Annotated in this window: 15 protein-coding genes; 6 read left to right on the top strand and 9 right to left on the bottom strand. The window is 62.1% G+C overall.

Annotation, left to right across the window (positions count from 1 at the left end):
* Window positions 1-2: 2 nt before the first annotated feature.
* Together RhoBH5_RS17045 and RhoBH5_RS17040 are read right to left on the bottom strand one after the other, a co-directional pair.
* Entirely contained in the window at window positions 3-995 is a 993-nt protein-coding gene (locus RhoBH5_RS17045; RefSeq protein ID WP_270008564.1) for an ABC transporter substrate-binding protein, read from the bottom strand.
* Between the two features lie 428 nt (window positions 996-1,423).
* Complete coding sequence (locus tag RhoBH5_RS17040; RefSeq protein WP_003939783.1) at window positions 1,424-2,062, bottom strand: DUF2461 domain-containing protein; 639 nt, start codon at window positions 2,060-2,062, stop codon at window positions 1,424-1,426.
* 80 nt (window positions 2,063-2,142) lie between these two features.
* Here RhoBH5_RS17040 and RhoBH5_RS17035 point away from each other — a divergent pair, with 80 nt between their 5' ends.
* Window positions 2,143-2,994, top strand: a complete 852-nt coding sequence (locus tag RhoBH5_RS17035; protein ID WP_007729990.1) for a mechanosensitive ion channel family protein — start codon at window positions 2,143-2,145, stop codon at window positions 2,992-2,994.
* Between the two features lie 94 nt (window positions 2,995-3,088).
* Here the strand turns inward: RhoBH5_RS17035 and codB are convergent, their stop codons facing one another.
* Together codB and RhoBH5_RS17025 are read right to left on the bottom strand one after the other, a co-directional pair.
* Window positions 3,089-4,420 (bottom strand): cytosine permease, encoded by a 1,332-nt coding sequence (codB, locus tag RhoBH5_RS17030; RefSeq protein WP_058037944.1) that lies wholly within the window; start codon window positions 4,418-4,420, stop codon window positions 3,089-3,091.
* Window positions 4,417-4,881, bottom strand: a complete 465-nt coding sequence (locus tag RhoBH5_RS17025; RefSeq protein ID WP_003940577.1) for a nucleoside deaminase — start codon at window positions 4,879-4,881, stop codon at window positions 4,417-4,419. Before RhoBH5_RS17025 ends, codB begins: the two co-directional genes overlap by 4 nt.
* Window positions 4,882-5,056: 175 nt before the next feature.
* On the opposite strand from RhoBH5_RS17025, the gene RhoBH5_RS17020 reads away from it, so the two are divergent.
* Window positions 5,057-6,577, top strand: coding sequence for a PucR family transcriptional regulator (locus RhoBH5_RS17020; protein ID WP_270008563.1), 1,521 nt, complete (start codon window positions 5,057-5,059; stop codon window positions 6,575-6,577).
* Between the two features lie 26 nt (window positions 6,578-6,603).
* Window positions 6,604-7,248: a formylglycine-generating enzyme family protein gene (locus tag RhoBH5_RS17015; protein ID WP_030536540.1), complete on the top strand. Its 645-nt coding sequence runs from the start codon at window positions 6,604-6,606 to the stop codon at window positions 7,246-7,248.
* Here RhoBH5_RS17015 and RhoBH5_RS17010 read toward each other — a convergent pair.
* Together RhoBH5_RS17010 and RhoBH5_RS17005 are read right to left on the bottom strand one after the other, a co-directional pair.
* Window positions 7,231-7,806, bottom strand: a complete 576-nt coding sequence (locus RhoBH5_RS17010) for an AAA family ATPase (RefSeq protein WP_270008562.1) — start codon at window positions 7,804-7,806, stop codon at window positions 7,231-7,233. The genes RhoBH5_RS17015 and RhoBH5_RS17010 overlap by 18 nt on opposite strands.
* An 18-nt stretch (window positions 7,807-7,824) precedes the next feature.
* Entirely contained in the window at window positions 7,825-8,934 is a 1,110-nt protein-coding gene (locus tag RhoBH5_RS17005) for a DUF6670 family protein (RefSeq protein WP_270008561.1), read from the bottom strand.
* A gap of 146 nt (window positions 8,935-9,080) precedes the next feature.
* On the opposite strand from RhoBH5_RS17005, the gene RhoBH5_RS17000 reads away from it, so the two are divergent.
* Genes RhoBH5_RS17000 through RhoBH5_RS16990 form a run of 3 tightly spaced genes read left to right on the top strand, consistent with a single transcriptional unit; the run spans window position 9,081 to window position 11,354 of the window.
* Window positions 9,081-9,923: an alpha/beta hydrolase gene (locus RhoBH5_RS17000; protein ID WP_019745522.1), complete on the top strand. Its 843-nt coding sequence runs from the start codon at window positions 9,081-9,083 to the stop codon at window positions 9,921-9,923.
* A gap of 2 nt (window positions 9,924-9,925) precedes the next feature.
* Window positions 9,926-10,492, top strand: coding sequence for a nucleotidyltransferase family protein (locus RhoBH5_RS16995; protein WP_270008560.1), 567 nt, complete (start codon window positions 9,926-9,928; stop codon window positions 10,490-10,492).
* A gap of 58 nt (window positions 10,493-10,550) precedes the next feature.
* Window positions 10,551-11,354, top strand: coding sequence for a transglutaminase-like domain-containing protein (locus RhoBH5_RS16990; protein WP_270008559.1), 804 nt, complete (start codon window positions 10,551-10,553; stop codon window positions 11,352-11,354).
* Window positions 11,355-11,360: 6 nt separating this feature from the next.
* Here the strand turns inward: RhoBH5_RS16990 and RhoBH5_RS16985 are convergent, their stop codons facing one another.
* The 3 genes from RhoBH5_RS16985 to RhoBH5_RS16975 form a co-directional block, all read right to left on the bottom strand.
* Window positions 11,361-12,332 (bottom strand): alpha/beta hydrolase, encoded by a 972-nt coding sequence (locus tag RhoBH5_RS16985; RefSeq protein WP_270008558.1) that lies wholly within the window; start codon window positions 12,330-12,332, stop codon window positions 11,361-11,363.
* A 143-nt stretch (window positions 12,333-12,475) separates the two neighbouring features.
* Entirely contained in the window at window positions 12,476-12,913 is a 438-nt protein-coding gene (locus RhoBH5_RS16980) for an SRPBCC family protein (protein WP_007729979.1), read from the bottom strand.
* A 10-nt stretch (window positions 12,914-12,923) separates the two neighbouring features.
* Window positions 12,924-13,463, bottom strand: coding sequence for a LiaF domain-containing protein (locus RhoBH5_RS16975; RefSeq protein ID WP_030536533.1), 540 nt, complete (start codon window positions 13,461-13,463; stop codon window positions 12,924-12,926).
* Between the last annotated feature and the right edge of the window lie 42 nt (window positions 13,464-13,505).

Genomic DNA, 13,505 nt, shown 5'->3' with positions numbered 1-13,505 from the left:
CTTCAGCTGATCTTGTTGTACAGGGCATCCCAACCCTGTGCCACGTACGAAATCGTGTAGATCGAACCGTAGAACGTAGAGCCACCCAGACTGGTGACGTTGCCCGCCTGCACTGCCGGGAGTCGCTGCCACAGCTTGCTCGCCACCAATGCCTGGTACGCGGCACTGTCCTCGTTCTCGGTGATCATGAAGCCGTCGACGCCGGCCAGCACGTCGAGGCCTTCGAGGCTGACGCCGCCCTCGGGATCGAGCCCCTCCGAGGTGGCGGTTTTGCCACCGATGTCGCCGAGCGTCATGTCGCTGGGCTTGTCGCCCTTCTCGGAGGTACGGATGCTCGTGACGTACAGCGTGTTCGTGTCCGGCATGAACGAGACACTGGCGACGGTCTTGGACGCAATCTTCTCGGCATGACGACTGCGGATGTCGGAAATCAGATTGTCGTAGTCGAGCGTCAATCGATCGAGTGTGGCCGTTCGACCGAGCCAGCCCGACAACCGCGAGAGGTTTGTGCGCCAGTCGTCGGTGAACTCTGTCGTCAGAACCGGTGCGATGGTGGACATCTCGGCCACCGGCCACCACTCGCTCTCGTAGTTCAGGCACACGATCAGGTCGGGCTCGAGCGCCAAGATCTGCTCGCGGTTGGGGATCTCCGACAGGAACGGTACCGACGAATCGATAGGCACCCACGGTGTCGCCTGGGCGTACGCGTAGCCGACGAGCGGAAGTTCCAGCGCTACAGCAGGTTCCAGATCGAGCCGCGAGTCGATCGCGACAACCCTCTTCGGATTGACAGGAATGTCGTACGTTCCGAGAGGTGTCGTCACAGAACGCATTTCGGTTTCACCCGAACTGCTCCCGCTGTCACCGCAGGCCGCCAGGAACGCGCCCAGCCCGGCGATTCCGGCACCGAAGCAGAACTGCCGACGTGTGAGGTCCGAAACGAGGCGGTTGTCGGAGTAGCCCTCGGGAAGCAAGAGCGTGGATTGAGCGGGCATGCGTGTCGAACCTCCAAAAGAAATGAATCATCCACTGTTGCGAGCGGATAAGGATGCCCTAACAGCGTACGCAGGGAGGGTCGTCGCGATCGGCCCAGAAATAGTCGAATCAGGCCAATTCGCACCCCTTACTTGTCGAGTTTGCGCATCTCGACGAAGTAGACCGCACTGAACGCGAGGTAGGTGCCGACGATTCCGAGGACCGAGATGATCAGGACGAGAGCGAGAAACATAGCCATGATGGTCTCCACTGACACGGGTTGTTCACGATGTCGATCGAGAGAAAATGGCTTCGAACTGCGGCGCTGCGACTCGAAGCGGGGCCGAAACTTTCGGTTACACACACCACGCTAGCCCCAGGCGTCTCGAGTTTTGATGAACTCGAGGTGAACTCTCCTACGGCTACGTCACACTTTTCTGTCGGACGGTCAGTTCGGTCCGAGCACCTGTCCGGACCATTCGACCAAAGGCGTCAGTGCGCGCCACGCTGTGCGAACTTCCTTCAATGTCCTGGCGCTGTCCAGCCACGACGGGCTTGGGTAACTACGACCAGCAGTCAGCGACTTGTGACGCAGCAATTCGATCCGCGGGTGATCGACCGTGTATCCGCGAGGCGCCGTCTTGAGCTTGTCGCCGCCGATCGTGAATCCGGCCTTCTCGACGGAGGCCAGGATCTTCTCGAGCTCCGGCCCTCGAACGTCGTCGTCGACAGCCGCACGATAACGCGCGATGGTCTCCGAACTGCTGGCGTAGAAACCACCGGCCACCATCAACCCTGCCGCGTCGATCTGCACGTAGTAGCCACAGCTCTCGGCGAGACCGACGAACGCTCCCTGGTGCGTCTTGTACGGGATCTTGTCCTTCGAGAATCGAACGTCACGATACGGCCGAAAGAGCTTGGCCGTGCCGAATTCGTCCTCCAACGCCGCGGTCAACGACGCCATCGGACGACGAACCACTTCGTCGTACGTCTCCTTGTGCGCTGCCCACCAGGTCTTGCTGTTGTCGGCTTCCAGGTCTTCGTAGAAATCGAGTGCAGCAACGGGTATGCCAGTGAACGCAGCCATGACGTAAGCCTAGCTGCCTGTTCGGCTTTGGACCGTCTGCGCTGCACCGATGCCCGGATCGGCCCGAATCCGTAGACTGCATGGAGATGATTTCCGAAATACAAGCATGGGAACTGACCGATACCAACCGAGACTGGTTGATTCACCGACCCGTCGAGATCGCGATCTACGTGGCACTCGCAGTCGTTCTGCGCTTCGCACTGCACCGCGGGATCGATCGAATGTCGAAGCCTCGCAAGTCTCCGAACGCCAAGGTGAACGAGCGCAGATCGCAGCGAGCCCGGACCATCGGTTCGGTACTCAAATCGACGGTGTCCATCGTCATCCTGGTCTGGTGTGTGCTGCAGATTCTCGGCATCCTCGGGATCAACGTCGCGCCGTTCATCGCATCCGCAGGAGTCATCGGCCTTGCCATCGGTTTCGGTGCACAAAACCTGGTGCGTGACTTCCTCTCCGGCATCTTCATGTTGCTCGAGGATCAGTACGGTGTCGGCGACGTCGTTGATCTCGGCGACGCGGTCGGCACCGTCGAAACAGTGGGCCTGCGCGTCACCACGATTCGAGATGTCAACGGCACCTTGTGGTACTGCCGCAACGGCGAAATCCTGCGAGTGGGCAACATGAGTCAGGGTTACGCCACTGCAGTTCTCGATCTCCCGATCGCCCACAATGCGAACGTGCACAAAGCGTGTGAGGTGGCGACGCGAGCTGTCCTCGAGGCGGCGGAGTCCGAACCGATCAGGGCGGACATGATCGACAAGCCGGAGATGCTGGGAGTCAATTCGGTTACTGCCGAGGCGATTACCATTCGAGTGACGGCGCAGGTCAAGCCTGGGCGCCAATGGGCAGTCCAGCGCGCATTTGCGCGCTCGGCGCTGACTGCGTTCGAAGAGCAGGGAATCGAGGCACCGTACCTGCCTGTTCTGCGATGACGGTTGAGACGGAAGCGTCTGCCCTTTCCATCAAGTACGCGAGCCCCCGGCGCGGTCGATACCGCCGGGGGCTCGCTGGTGCCTGAAGCACGATTCAGACGGTGGAGGTCGAGACCTCCCGATCTGCCGAGCTGTTGCCAAACACCCGGTGCAGGAACATCGTCAGAGCAATTGCTACGACGATGCCGATCAGCGGCGGGATTCCCACCTCGAACTCACCGGAAAGCCAAGCGAGGAACGCTGCGACGGCATAGACGGCCAGGTTTCGCCAGTGGACCGGCTGCGGGGTGTACCCCTCGGGTATGCCTCGCCGCCACCGGCACAGGAAGTCAGCGATGATCACGCCGCCCAACGGCGGGATGAAAGTTCCGAGCAGGCTCAGGTAGTCGACCAGATGGTTGTGCACACCGGTCAGAGCGAGCGCCGTGCCGATCACACATCCACCGATGACGAACGGGGTCTTGCGGGGCTTTCTGAACAGCTCGGCACCGGCCACTCCGAATGCGTATGCGGTGTCTGCGTTGCTCTTCCAGAGGTTTCCGAACAGCAAGACCAGACCCCAGCCGACAAGCCCGAGGTTGTAGAGGATCAACACGAAGTCACCCTCGTGGAACGTGATGGCTCCGATGGCGCCGAACAGGATCATCAATCCGTTTCCGAGGAGGAACCCGATAACGCAGGCCCACACCGCTTGTGATCCGGAACGGGCAAACCTGGTCCAGTTGGGCGCTTGCGTTCCCGCCGATACGAACGTGCCGACGACAGTGGTGATTGCGAGCGCGATCGTCATGGTCGTCTGCGGTTGAACCGAGACCAGGCCGGAGAATCCACCGACCTCTTCGAGGGACCTGAACACGACCCAGCAGGCCAACGCCAGGATCAAGGGCGTCGAGACGAGCGAGACCCAATACATTCCGCGGTAGCCGTAGCAGGCGGTGACGCACATCAAGATGCTCGCCGCGATCATCACCGACGCCCTGGCGAGGTAGGAATCCCAGCCCAGCGCCTGGGCGGTGAGATCGCCGATCGTGCCGATGATGACGCCGTACCAGCCGATCTGAGTACCGCCCAGCAGGATCGAAGCGAGCTTGGACCCGCGAGTGCCGAAACTGTAACGCGCCATCACAACTGTGGTCAGTCCGGTTCGAGCTCCGACGAACCCCATCATGGCGACGTAAACCCCCAAGATGGCGGATCCGGCGGCGATCACCACCATCAGTTTCCAGAACGAGAACGCGGTACCGAGCGCTGCTCCGGCCAACATCGTCGGCGTGAAGATGGTGAACCCCAACAACACCACCGCGAGCGAGAAGAACGGCTTTCGTGCATGAAGCGGTACCGGAGTGACGGGATAGTCTGGATCGACCGGGGGGCCTGCGCTCTCCGAATCGCCTGCGACCGTGGCAGGTTCGACGGCGCTGCTCATACAACTTCGCCGATGTCTTCGAGCCACAGGCTCGGGCGCTCGGCCAGCATGCGGTCCATCAGTGCCACACACTCCGCGTCGTCGACGACGTCGACCTGAATTCCGCTGCTGCGCAACCATTCCTCCGATGCCTCGAAGGAACGATTTTCGCCGACCACGATTCGAGGGATCTCGTACAGGCGAGCCGTTCCGGCGCACATGAAGCACGGCGACAAAGTCGTGTAGAGGACACACTCGCGATACACCGAGGCCGGCAGTCGTCCGGCGCGCTCGATGCAGTCGGTCTCTCCATGACGGATGGCGCTGTTCATCTGGACCCGACGGTTACGTCCGACTGCGAGAACCTCGCCCCGGTGAATCAGCGCCGCGCCGATCGGCACGCCGCCCTCCTCCCAACCGATCTTCGCCTGTTCGATCGCAAGTCCGAGAAAATACTCATCGGTGTGTGCCGGATGATTCATGTGCGCTCCTGGAGTCTGACCAAAATCGTCGATTGTGGCTCGTGTCACAATCCGACCACGGTGGTAACAGCCCGACAAGGGACAACCTGTCAGTTCGGCAGAACTAGCTCTATGACGAAGTGCCCCCTCGGCGGACGATATAGAAATGCTCCCGACTCTGCGACAAGTTCTTGCGATGCCCTCGTTCAAGGCCGCCGCAATCGAGGTGCTCGCGGGCGACGTCGATACCGCGGTGGTCCGCTGGGTCCATTCGTCCGAGGTGTACGAGATGGGTGGGCTGCTGTCCGGAGGTGAGGTCCTTCTGACCACGGGCCTCGGTCTGCACGGGCGATCTCCCGAGCAGCTCACCGCCTACATCGACCAATTGGCGGACGCGGGATGCGTCGCACTCGCGATGGAAGTCGGGCGCTCGTTCCTCACGGCCCCTCCCGAACTCGTCGAAGCTTCGCGCCGACGGGGACTCGCGTTCTTGGCCCTGCACGCAGTAGTGCCCTTCGAGCGGATGGTCGAAGACTTTCACGACCTCATGCTCCGCCGCACTCTCGGTTCGGCGCAAGCGGGCGAGCCTGTCTGGCAAGAACTTCTGAGTCTCGTGGTTGCAGGCCAGGGCATGACTGCGCTGCTCGACAAAGTGTCACGACTCGCGGGGTGCGGCGTCGATCTGCTCGACGCGGATGGCAGAACCGTCGAGCGCAGCACAACCGGCGCAGAGCGATCCGAGACCGAACGCACTATCCACGACGTACGCGGCCCGACGAACTCACTCGGTCGACTTGTCCTGTGCGGGCCGGCAACCACACGCCGAACCGCCGTCGCAAACTGCGCCGCCGTCGCGGTAGCTCTGGAACTCGGCCGTCACGGCGATCTCGGCCCAAGACAGTCACTCGCCCAATCGGTGATCACCGACGTGGTGGGCGGTGTGCTCACATCGCACGGCGACTTGTCCGAGCGACTGACAGCGGCAGGGTGGACGCCGTTGTCGGAGGGGCACCATGTCCTCGTCGCCGCTGTCGACGTCGATCGGCAAACGCCGGTTCGAGAGCTCGCTGACCAAGTACGCGACGCCGTGCGGGCCGTATTCGGCTCCTGTGTCGTCGGGACTGCGGCCAATCACGTCGTCGTGCTTGCGCACGGGTGGGCGTCCGCATCCCCCGCTCGAGTGCGGACTGAGTTCACCGAAGCCGACGAACTGCTACGCCGCGGGCCGGGCGGTTCCGCGGTACGCACGCTCGGAGTGGCGACGCCGGTCGCGGACCTGTCGGGCGTCGGGGCGGCGGTCGCGCAAGCTCGCGAAGTCGTCCAGATCGCGCGGCGCTTCGGCACCCGGACCGGAGTGATCCTCGCGAGGGACGTCGGCGTCCAGCGACTGCTCGCCGCCGGAACGACTCCCGCTTCGCTGTCCATGTTCGTAACCGAGCAACTCGGCTCGCTGATCGCATACGACACAGCACATTCCGCCGATCTCGTCCGAACGCTCGACGCGTACCTCGCACATCGGGGCGGCAAGGCGAGAACCGCGGATTTCCTCGGCATTCGGCGTCAGTCGCTTTATGCACGGCTCACGCGTATCGAGAAGCTGATGGGTGTTTCCCTCGACGATCCAGCACAGGTGGTCTGCCTCGGGCTTGCGCTGACCGCATGGCGCATGCGCACCGGCCTTGATCCACAAGCAGCGTTCGAGCGTCTCCCCGGGTGAGCGACAACCTCTGCGATGATGAACGAATGACCGGAGCAGCGGAGTTGATGATCGAGATCCCTGCCGGCGAGGTGCACCTTCGGGACGACCGCAAAGGTACTGCGTGGACCTCGAAAGTCGAATCCTTCCGCCTCGCACGCCATCTCACCACCAGGGCGCTGCTTCACGGAGATTCGTCGGACGATTCGAGCAAACCAGCGGTCAACCTTTCATGGAAGGACGCCATCGCAACCTGCAACGCACTTTCGGTCGCGGACGGTCTGACACCCGCATATCGAGACGTCGACACCGATTCTCCGCAGTGGGACCGGGGCGCAACTGGCTACCGGCTCGCCACCGAGGCCGAGTGGCAGTACGCATGCAAGGCCGGCACCTCCGGCTACCGCTACGGCGAGATCGACGAGATTGCTTGGTACAGCGACAATTCAGAGGGTAGGGCTCGTCCCGTCGGAACGAAGGCACCCAACAACTGGGGCCTGTACGACATGATCGGCAATGTCTGGGAATGGTGCTGGGATCTCTACGACCCCGAGGTCTACGGCACGTACCGGATCTTTCGCGGCGGCAGTTGGGCCGAAAGCGAGCGCGGTTGCGGCGCTACCGTAAGGAGGCGAAGCCATCCGACGTTTGCAATCGACGACCTGGGATTTCGCCTAGCTCAAACGATCTGAGGGCAGACGGCTGAGGACTTCGAGCACAGCCTCGATCTCTTCTCGACTGCGAAGCCGAACTATCGGCAACGACGGCACATCGACAAGGACCGTGGCCATACGCCCGACGTTGCGTCCGTCGCTTCGCCAGGCCCAGCGCACCACATGATCCGGATCGAACAGAATGGTGTGCAGTGGCGGCTCCATGTTGCGATTCCACAACACCTCTCGATGCAATCGCCGACGCACGGTTCGTGTGATCACCTGGCGCATCACCGTCCGCCGAGGCAGATCCAACCACAGCATCAGGTCCGCACGCTCGGCCAGAAGCTCACGCACCGCACCGTACTGCCACTCGGTCACCCAGGCCGGCTCGCTGGAAAAGCGTCGTACTTCGGTTTCGAAACTGTCGAGCGGAATCCAGTCGGGCCCGTGGAACAGCGAGTCCAGCTCAGTGTGTTCGATCTCGAGAAGCCGCCCGATTCGACCGGCGAGAGTCGTCTTTCCGGCACCGGAAGTCCCCGCGACAAGGATCTTCTGCGGACGAATCGTCAGCGCGGCGGGGTCTACGAAAGGCACCGATACACCCTAGGGGCCTTACACTTCGCAGTCCACCCATTCGATGTAACCGGTGCCGTTGATCGACGCACCGTCGAAGCTTCCCCGGTAGGTGTACGCGCCGACGTATCCCTTGCCGTGACCGTAGCGCCACTCCGAGTCGATCTCGGCCTCGAACTCCACGACCGTCCTGCCGTGATCGCGTACCTGCCAACGCAGTACGCGCGGCACACGCATCTCGCGACCCTGTGGGTCGACGTGCAATGCGTCGGCGTACTCGAGCACGTCGAACTCGACGTCGTCGAAGACCTTCGCACTACCGTCGACAGTCCGAATGTAGGCGAGCTTGCACGCCGTAACCCCTGACGCTCGAACATCGTTGAGCAACAACTGATGCCGGTCGTCCAGTTGAACGATCTGGTAGGTGAAAAAGTCGGCCGGGAGCTTCCACGACTCGGGAAGCGCGCGGCGAGTCAACGATTGCGGTGTCATGCACCGCGCGTACTCGACGGTGCACGGAGCCGAAATACTCATCGGTCCATCCGGACTCGCAATTGTTCCGGAGCACTCTGCCAGCAGACTGACGTGGTCGTAGACGGGATTACGCACGAACCACGACGCTTGGTCCGTTGCCACGATCTCGAGATCGACGTCGAATGAGTCGTATCGCCCGGTGACACGGAAGTTCGGATAGCTGTTCTCGATGATCAGGTTGTCACCGAAGGCGATTCGCGAACCATCTTCTTCGAATGCACACTCATCGGCAGCGTCGTACGCCCGGTAGAAGTGATGGCCCGGCGCTGCGGTGGAACTCAGCACGGTTGCGGTGTTTCGCGCGTCTGGTGCAGCGAGATAGTCGTTGTCGAACACCACCGTCCCGGTTGCACCGATCAACGTCATGGTGTTGAGGTAACGGAGAGGCCCTGGCAGCCGGGGAACGAAGATCCCGTAGTGCGTCCACGCGAACTTCCGCGAAGCCAGGTGCGGACGCATCATGTCGGGCCGATCGAACGGGCGTACCGATTCCGCCATTCGCTTGTCGATCAGCGGTAGCGCGCCGTCCAGCAAGGCCCGAACCGCGGGTCGCCACAATCGGCGCGAGCGGGTGGCGGGAACAGGGTCGGAACGATCAACGGTTTGTCCGGTCACGCCCCTAAGTTAATGTAACCAGACGTAACAAACAAGTGTCGAATTTTCCTCGACGACCTCACACCCTGAACACCCGCGCCCTGCGCACGCGGCGAATAGCATGTGAGAATCCGCGTACCGGAACCGGTCGCAGAGAGGGCGCAACAATGCAGCACGAAGAGTCGTCGTTCACCGGAGTGGCCGGCACCAAGATCGTCTACGACGTGTGGACACCGGACCGCGAACCCACCGGGGTTCTCGTCCTGTGCCACGGACTCGGCGAACATGCGAGGCGCTACGACCACGTGGCTGCGCGACTCGGGGAACTCGGGCTCATCGTGTACGCACCCGACCATCGCGGGCACGGACGCTCTGGCGGCAAGCGCGTTCACCTCAAGGAATTCTCCGACTTCACCGACGACGTCCACACGTTGTTCTCGATCGTGACGGCGGCACATCCCGGCAAGGACAAGTTCCTGCTCGGGCACAGCATGGGCGGCGCGATCGCCCTTTCCTACGCCCTCGACCATCAGGCCGATCTCAAAGCCCTCGCCCTGTCCGGACCTGCGGTGATCATCGCAACCGGCACTCCGAAGATCGTGATGCAGCTGGGCAAGATCGTCGGCAAATACCTCCCGGACGTGCCCGTCGAGAACCTGGAAGCTGCTGCCGTATCGCGTGATCAGAAGGTCGTCGACAAGTACAACGCCGACCCGCTGGTTCACCACGGCAAGGTTCCCGCCGGCATCGCGCGCGGCATGATCACCGCCGCGGAAGGCTTCCCGGCGCGGCTGCCCTCGCTCACCATTCCCGTACTGCTTCAACACGGCTCGGACGACCGTTTGACGGACCCGGCCGGCAGCAAGCTCGTCGCAGATCTGGCCGGCTCTTCGGATGTCACCTTGAAGGTGTACGACGGCCTGTACCACGAGATCTTCAACGAGCCTGAGCAGGAAGAAGTTCTGAACGATCTGATCGAGTGGCTGCGTCCGCGGGTCACCGGAGCATAGTCATGTCTACGTGCGGGATCCTGCTGGCGGCCGGGGCCGGATCCCGCATGGGCAAACCCAAAGCGCTCGTCACAAACACCGAGGGTCAGTCTTGGCTCCACCACGGGGTGACGACACTGCAGTCCGCAGGCCTCTCACCGGTCATCGTGGTCCTCGGCGCGCAGGCAGAGGACGCCCTCGAACTACTGCCCACCACCGATGTCATTGTGGTGATATCGGATTGGCAACACGGAATGAGCGCGTCACTGCGCTGCGGACTCGAGGCCGCCATGCGAATCGACGACGCAGATGCGGCAGCGATCTCTCTGGTCGACGTCCCGGACCTCAACGCCGACACCGTGACGCGGATCGTGGGTCACAGCTCCCCATCACGAAACATACTGCGAAGAGCTGTCTTTCACGGAAGACCCGGCCATCCCGTCCTGATCGGACGCGACCACTGGCCGACGCTTGCAAAGTCACTCACCGGGGACGGCGGCGCCAGCACCTACCTACGCGAACACGGGGTCGAGTTGGTGGAGTGCAGCGACCTCAGCAGCGGCGTCGACGTCGACTATCCCGAAGCCTGATCGCACGTCACAATCCTCCCAGGTGGTGGGTGTCCGTATTCGGTGTAAAGATGGCCCGATGAAACGTACCGTCGCCGCCCTGCTCGACATCGAGATCGACGAGGCGACCAACCTGGAGTTCAAGATCGCGGTGACGCGCGCGCCGGGTGTCGAACTGCTGGAAACGATGTCGTTCGTCCATGACGGCAATCCGCTCGAACCCCGCGAGATCACCGCCGAACACGGTACCCGGATCCACCTACTCGACTGTGCCCCAGGCAAACTGATTGCCAGCTACGACGCAACCGTCATCGGCCGCGCAGAACCGTTGTCGGTCAGCGACTACGACGTGTCGAAATATCTGCGCCCCAGCCGGTATGCCGAGGCCGACAAGTTCTTCGGTTTTGTCGCCGGGCAATTCGATCTCGCCACTCCCCCGGCCGAACTCCTCCTCGAAGTCACTCGCTGGGTGAGTACACATTTGAGTTATGTTCCCGGCACCAGTCGCGGCACCGACAGTGCGGTAGACACCTTGCTCGCCGGCGCCGGAGTGTGCCGCGACTACTCGCACCTGACCATCTCACTGCTGCGCGCCGTGGGGATTCCCGCTCGACTGGTGGCCGTCTACGCGCCGGGCTGCGATCCGATGGATTTTCACGCCGTAGTCGAAGCCAATATCGACCACGTCTGGCGCGTGGTCGATGCAACGCAGTTGGCGCCGCGCAGCAATCTTGTGCGCATCTCGACCGGCCGAGATGCCGCAGACACAGCCTTCCTCGACAATCACGGCGGTTCGATCACGTTGCACGCCTCGGAAGTTCGCGCAGTCGTCGACGGCGTTCTCGACAACGACGACTACGCAACACTCACATCGATCGGCTGAAAAGCGTCAGGCGCTGATCTGGTTCTGCGAGGCCATCGTTCGCTCGAGGAACTTGATCGTGAGATCGACGATCGCCTTCCCCTCCCGAAGAGCTTTCCCGATCACCGGGAAAGCATGGATCTGCCCACTCCAGATGTGCGTTTCGACGGCTTGTCCTGCCTTGATCAAGTTTTCGGTCATGATCTCGACGTCCGGACGCATCAGTTCGTATTCGGCGGACACCAGGAACGACGGCGGAATCAGACTGGCGTCGGCGTTGATCGGCGACTGCGCACCAGGAATCTCGTCCGGACCCTCGAGCCACCGGTCCTTGAGCTTTTCCACCTGTGACATCGGTAGGTAGGCATCACGTTTCATGAAATCGGGATCATGGTCCTCGAGGTTCACGTTGAGAAGAGGGGAATATCCCACCACGGCAGCGGGCCGCGTGATTCCGCGCAGTGCGGCAATTTCGGCGACCTTCATGGCCAGGTATCCGCCCGCCGAGTCACCGGCAACCACAATCTTGTTCGGGTCTTCGGCTGTCTCGAGCAACGCGGTGTACGCGGCCATTGCGTCCTTGACGGAGGTGCCGATGGAACCTTCCGGCAGCTGGCGGTAGCGCACGGAGATCACCGGTACTCCGGCCTTCGCAGAGAGCAAACCGCACAGTGCCCGGTGCGTTGCCAGACCGCAGAAGACGAATCCCCCTCCATGGAAGTAGAGGATCGTGGCGCCGGCCAACTCGCCCTGCGCTTTGCGTGGATGCTGCACCTTCTCGCTGGGCACACCACCCAGCGTGAAAGGCTCGATATCGAGGTTCTTCGGCTTCGGCAGTTTGTCCGCCATCGCGTCGAGTCGCTCGAGTTGGTGGATACCACGTTCGGTGGTCGGCCAGAGGGTGAACATCGGCTTCACGAACGTCCTGGTCAGGCAGAAGATGACCCGCGCTCGCGGACTCACGTTCCAATGCCATACCGTCGAATCTCGCGTCCGCATAGCGTCCTCCCAGGTCAAGCCGTTTTGTGCATTCGAGTTACACATACTTGTCGGCTGCTGATGTGAACGATAACTGACGCTGCGTCAAAATGACACGACGGGTATGGATCAATTGCTCGAGCGTGTGCAAGTTCTGGTCGCGATCACGGCCGGGAGAGATATGCGCACAGTCCGCGGTGCCCTCCACGCATCATCGCTTCATGATTCCACTCGAACAGCGGCTTCGCGACCTTCGCGGCCAGACCAAGCGCTCCGGACACCGCTACCTGTTGCCGAAATTCGGCTGTGCAACCAGATCCAGCGGGGCGCACCGCCCAGCTACTCCACCCGGTCATTGCGCCGGTGAGACGCACTTTCAGAAAGCGGTCAACTGAGTCTTCCACCTCGCGTCGCCCGAAGACCAGCAGCGTCAGAGGGACAGCGCTGCGGATGGACATGGAGCCTGAATGCTCGTCGATCGTCCCGACTCGGCGTATCTGAGGCCACCACTGCGAATACCGTTCGGCATCCGCGAGAACCTCGTAGACGCGGTCAGCAGAGGCAGGAAGCGTCCAGACGCTGTGGAAGTCGAAGTCGGTCACGGCGTCCGAGCTAGCCGGTACGCACGGTGAGATCGCCGAACAACGAATACGCGACGACACGAATAACCGGTGCACCTGGGCCGGGATCCTGTCGACCCCCGTCGAATTCCCGATCTCCGAAAAGGTCGAAGCCACCCAACTCGACTGAAACACCCTCCGGAACCCGCAGCCTCGTGTCCCCGAAGATCGACACGATGGTGATCGTCGAGGAGGACGCTGTGATGGTTGCCGATCGCAGATCGAACTTGACGTCCCCGAACAACAGCAGAGCGAGTGTCTTTTTCGCCAAAGACCAACGGCCGGAGCGCTTCGTGTCACCGAAGACACCGACGATCGTTGCTTGCGGCGGCGACACCACAGCAGGTGGTGCCGCACTGAACGGCACGATCTGCTCGAGCTGCCCTCGATCTGCGGTGGGCGACCACACCACTGCCGCCTTGTCCGAGTACTCCTCGAGGGTCAAACGCCCCTCACCCACCGCGACTTCCAGACGCGCTTGGGCATCGACACGCAATTGATCGACGTCGTGGCCTTCTTCAGCAGCAGTCACCCAAGCACCGTAACCCGAACCTCGGGTGCTTACACGCCGGGC

The organism is Rhodococcus sp. BH5 (assembly GCF_027583855.1).
GTDB classification, from domain to species: Bacteria; Actinomycetota; Actinomycetes; order Mycobacteriales; family Mycobacteriaceae; genus Rhodococcus_F; species Rhodococcus_F qingshengii.
This window is presented reverse-complemented; position numbering and strand designations above follow the sequence as displayed.

Excerpts from the sequence above, each read along its gene's own strand:
- RhoBH5_RS17025 (WP_003940577.1), bottom strand. The coding sequence starts at position 4,881 with ATGAATCATCCGGCACACACCGATGAGTATTTTCTCGGACTTGCGATC.
- codB (WP_058037944.1), bottom strand. The coding sequence starts at position 4,420 with ATGAGCAGCGCCGTCGAACCTGCCACGGTCGCAGGCGATTCGGAGAGC.
- RhoBH5_RS17000 (WP_019745522.1), top strand. The coding sequence starts at position 9,081 with ATGCAGCACGAAGAGTCGTCGTTCACCGGAGTGGCCGGCACCAAGATC.
- RhoBH5_RS17040 (WP_003939783.1), bottom strand. The coding sequence starts at position 2,062 with ATGGCTGCGTTCACTGGCATACCCGTTGCTGCACTCGATTTCTACGAA.
- RhoBH5_RS17015 (WP_030536540.1), top strand. The coding sequence starts at position 6,604 with ATGACCGGAGCAGCGGAGTTGATGATCGAGATCCCTGCCGGCGAGGTG.
- RhoBH5_RS17045 (WP_270008564.1), bottom strand. The coding sequence starts at position 995 with ATGCCCGCTCAATCCACGCTCTTGCTTCCCGAGGGCTACTCCGACAAC.
- RhoBH5_RS16990 (WP_270008559.1), top strand. The coding sequence starts at position 10,551 with ATGAAACGTACCGTCGCCGCCCTGCTCGACATCGAGATCGACGAGGCG.
- RhoBH5_RS16985 (WP_270008558.1), bottom strand. The coding sequence starts at position 12,332 with ATGCGGACGCGAGATTCGACGGTATGGCATTGGAACGTGAGTCCGCGA.
- RhoBH5_RS17035 (WP_007729990.1), top strand. The coding sequence starts at position 2,143 with ATGGAGATGATTTCCGAAATACAAGCATGGGAACTGACCGATACCAAC.
- RhoBH5_RS16995 (WP_270008560.1), top strand. The coding sequence starts at position 9,926 with ATGTCTACGTGCGGGATCCTGCTGGCGGCCGGGGCCGGATCCCGCATG.
- RhoBH5_RS17020 (WP_270008563.1), top strand. The coding sequence starts at position 5,057 with ATGCCCTCGTTCAAGGCCGCCGCAATCGAGGTGCTCGCGGGCGACGTC.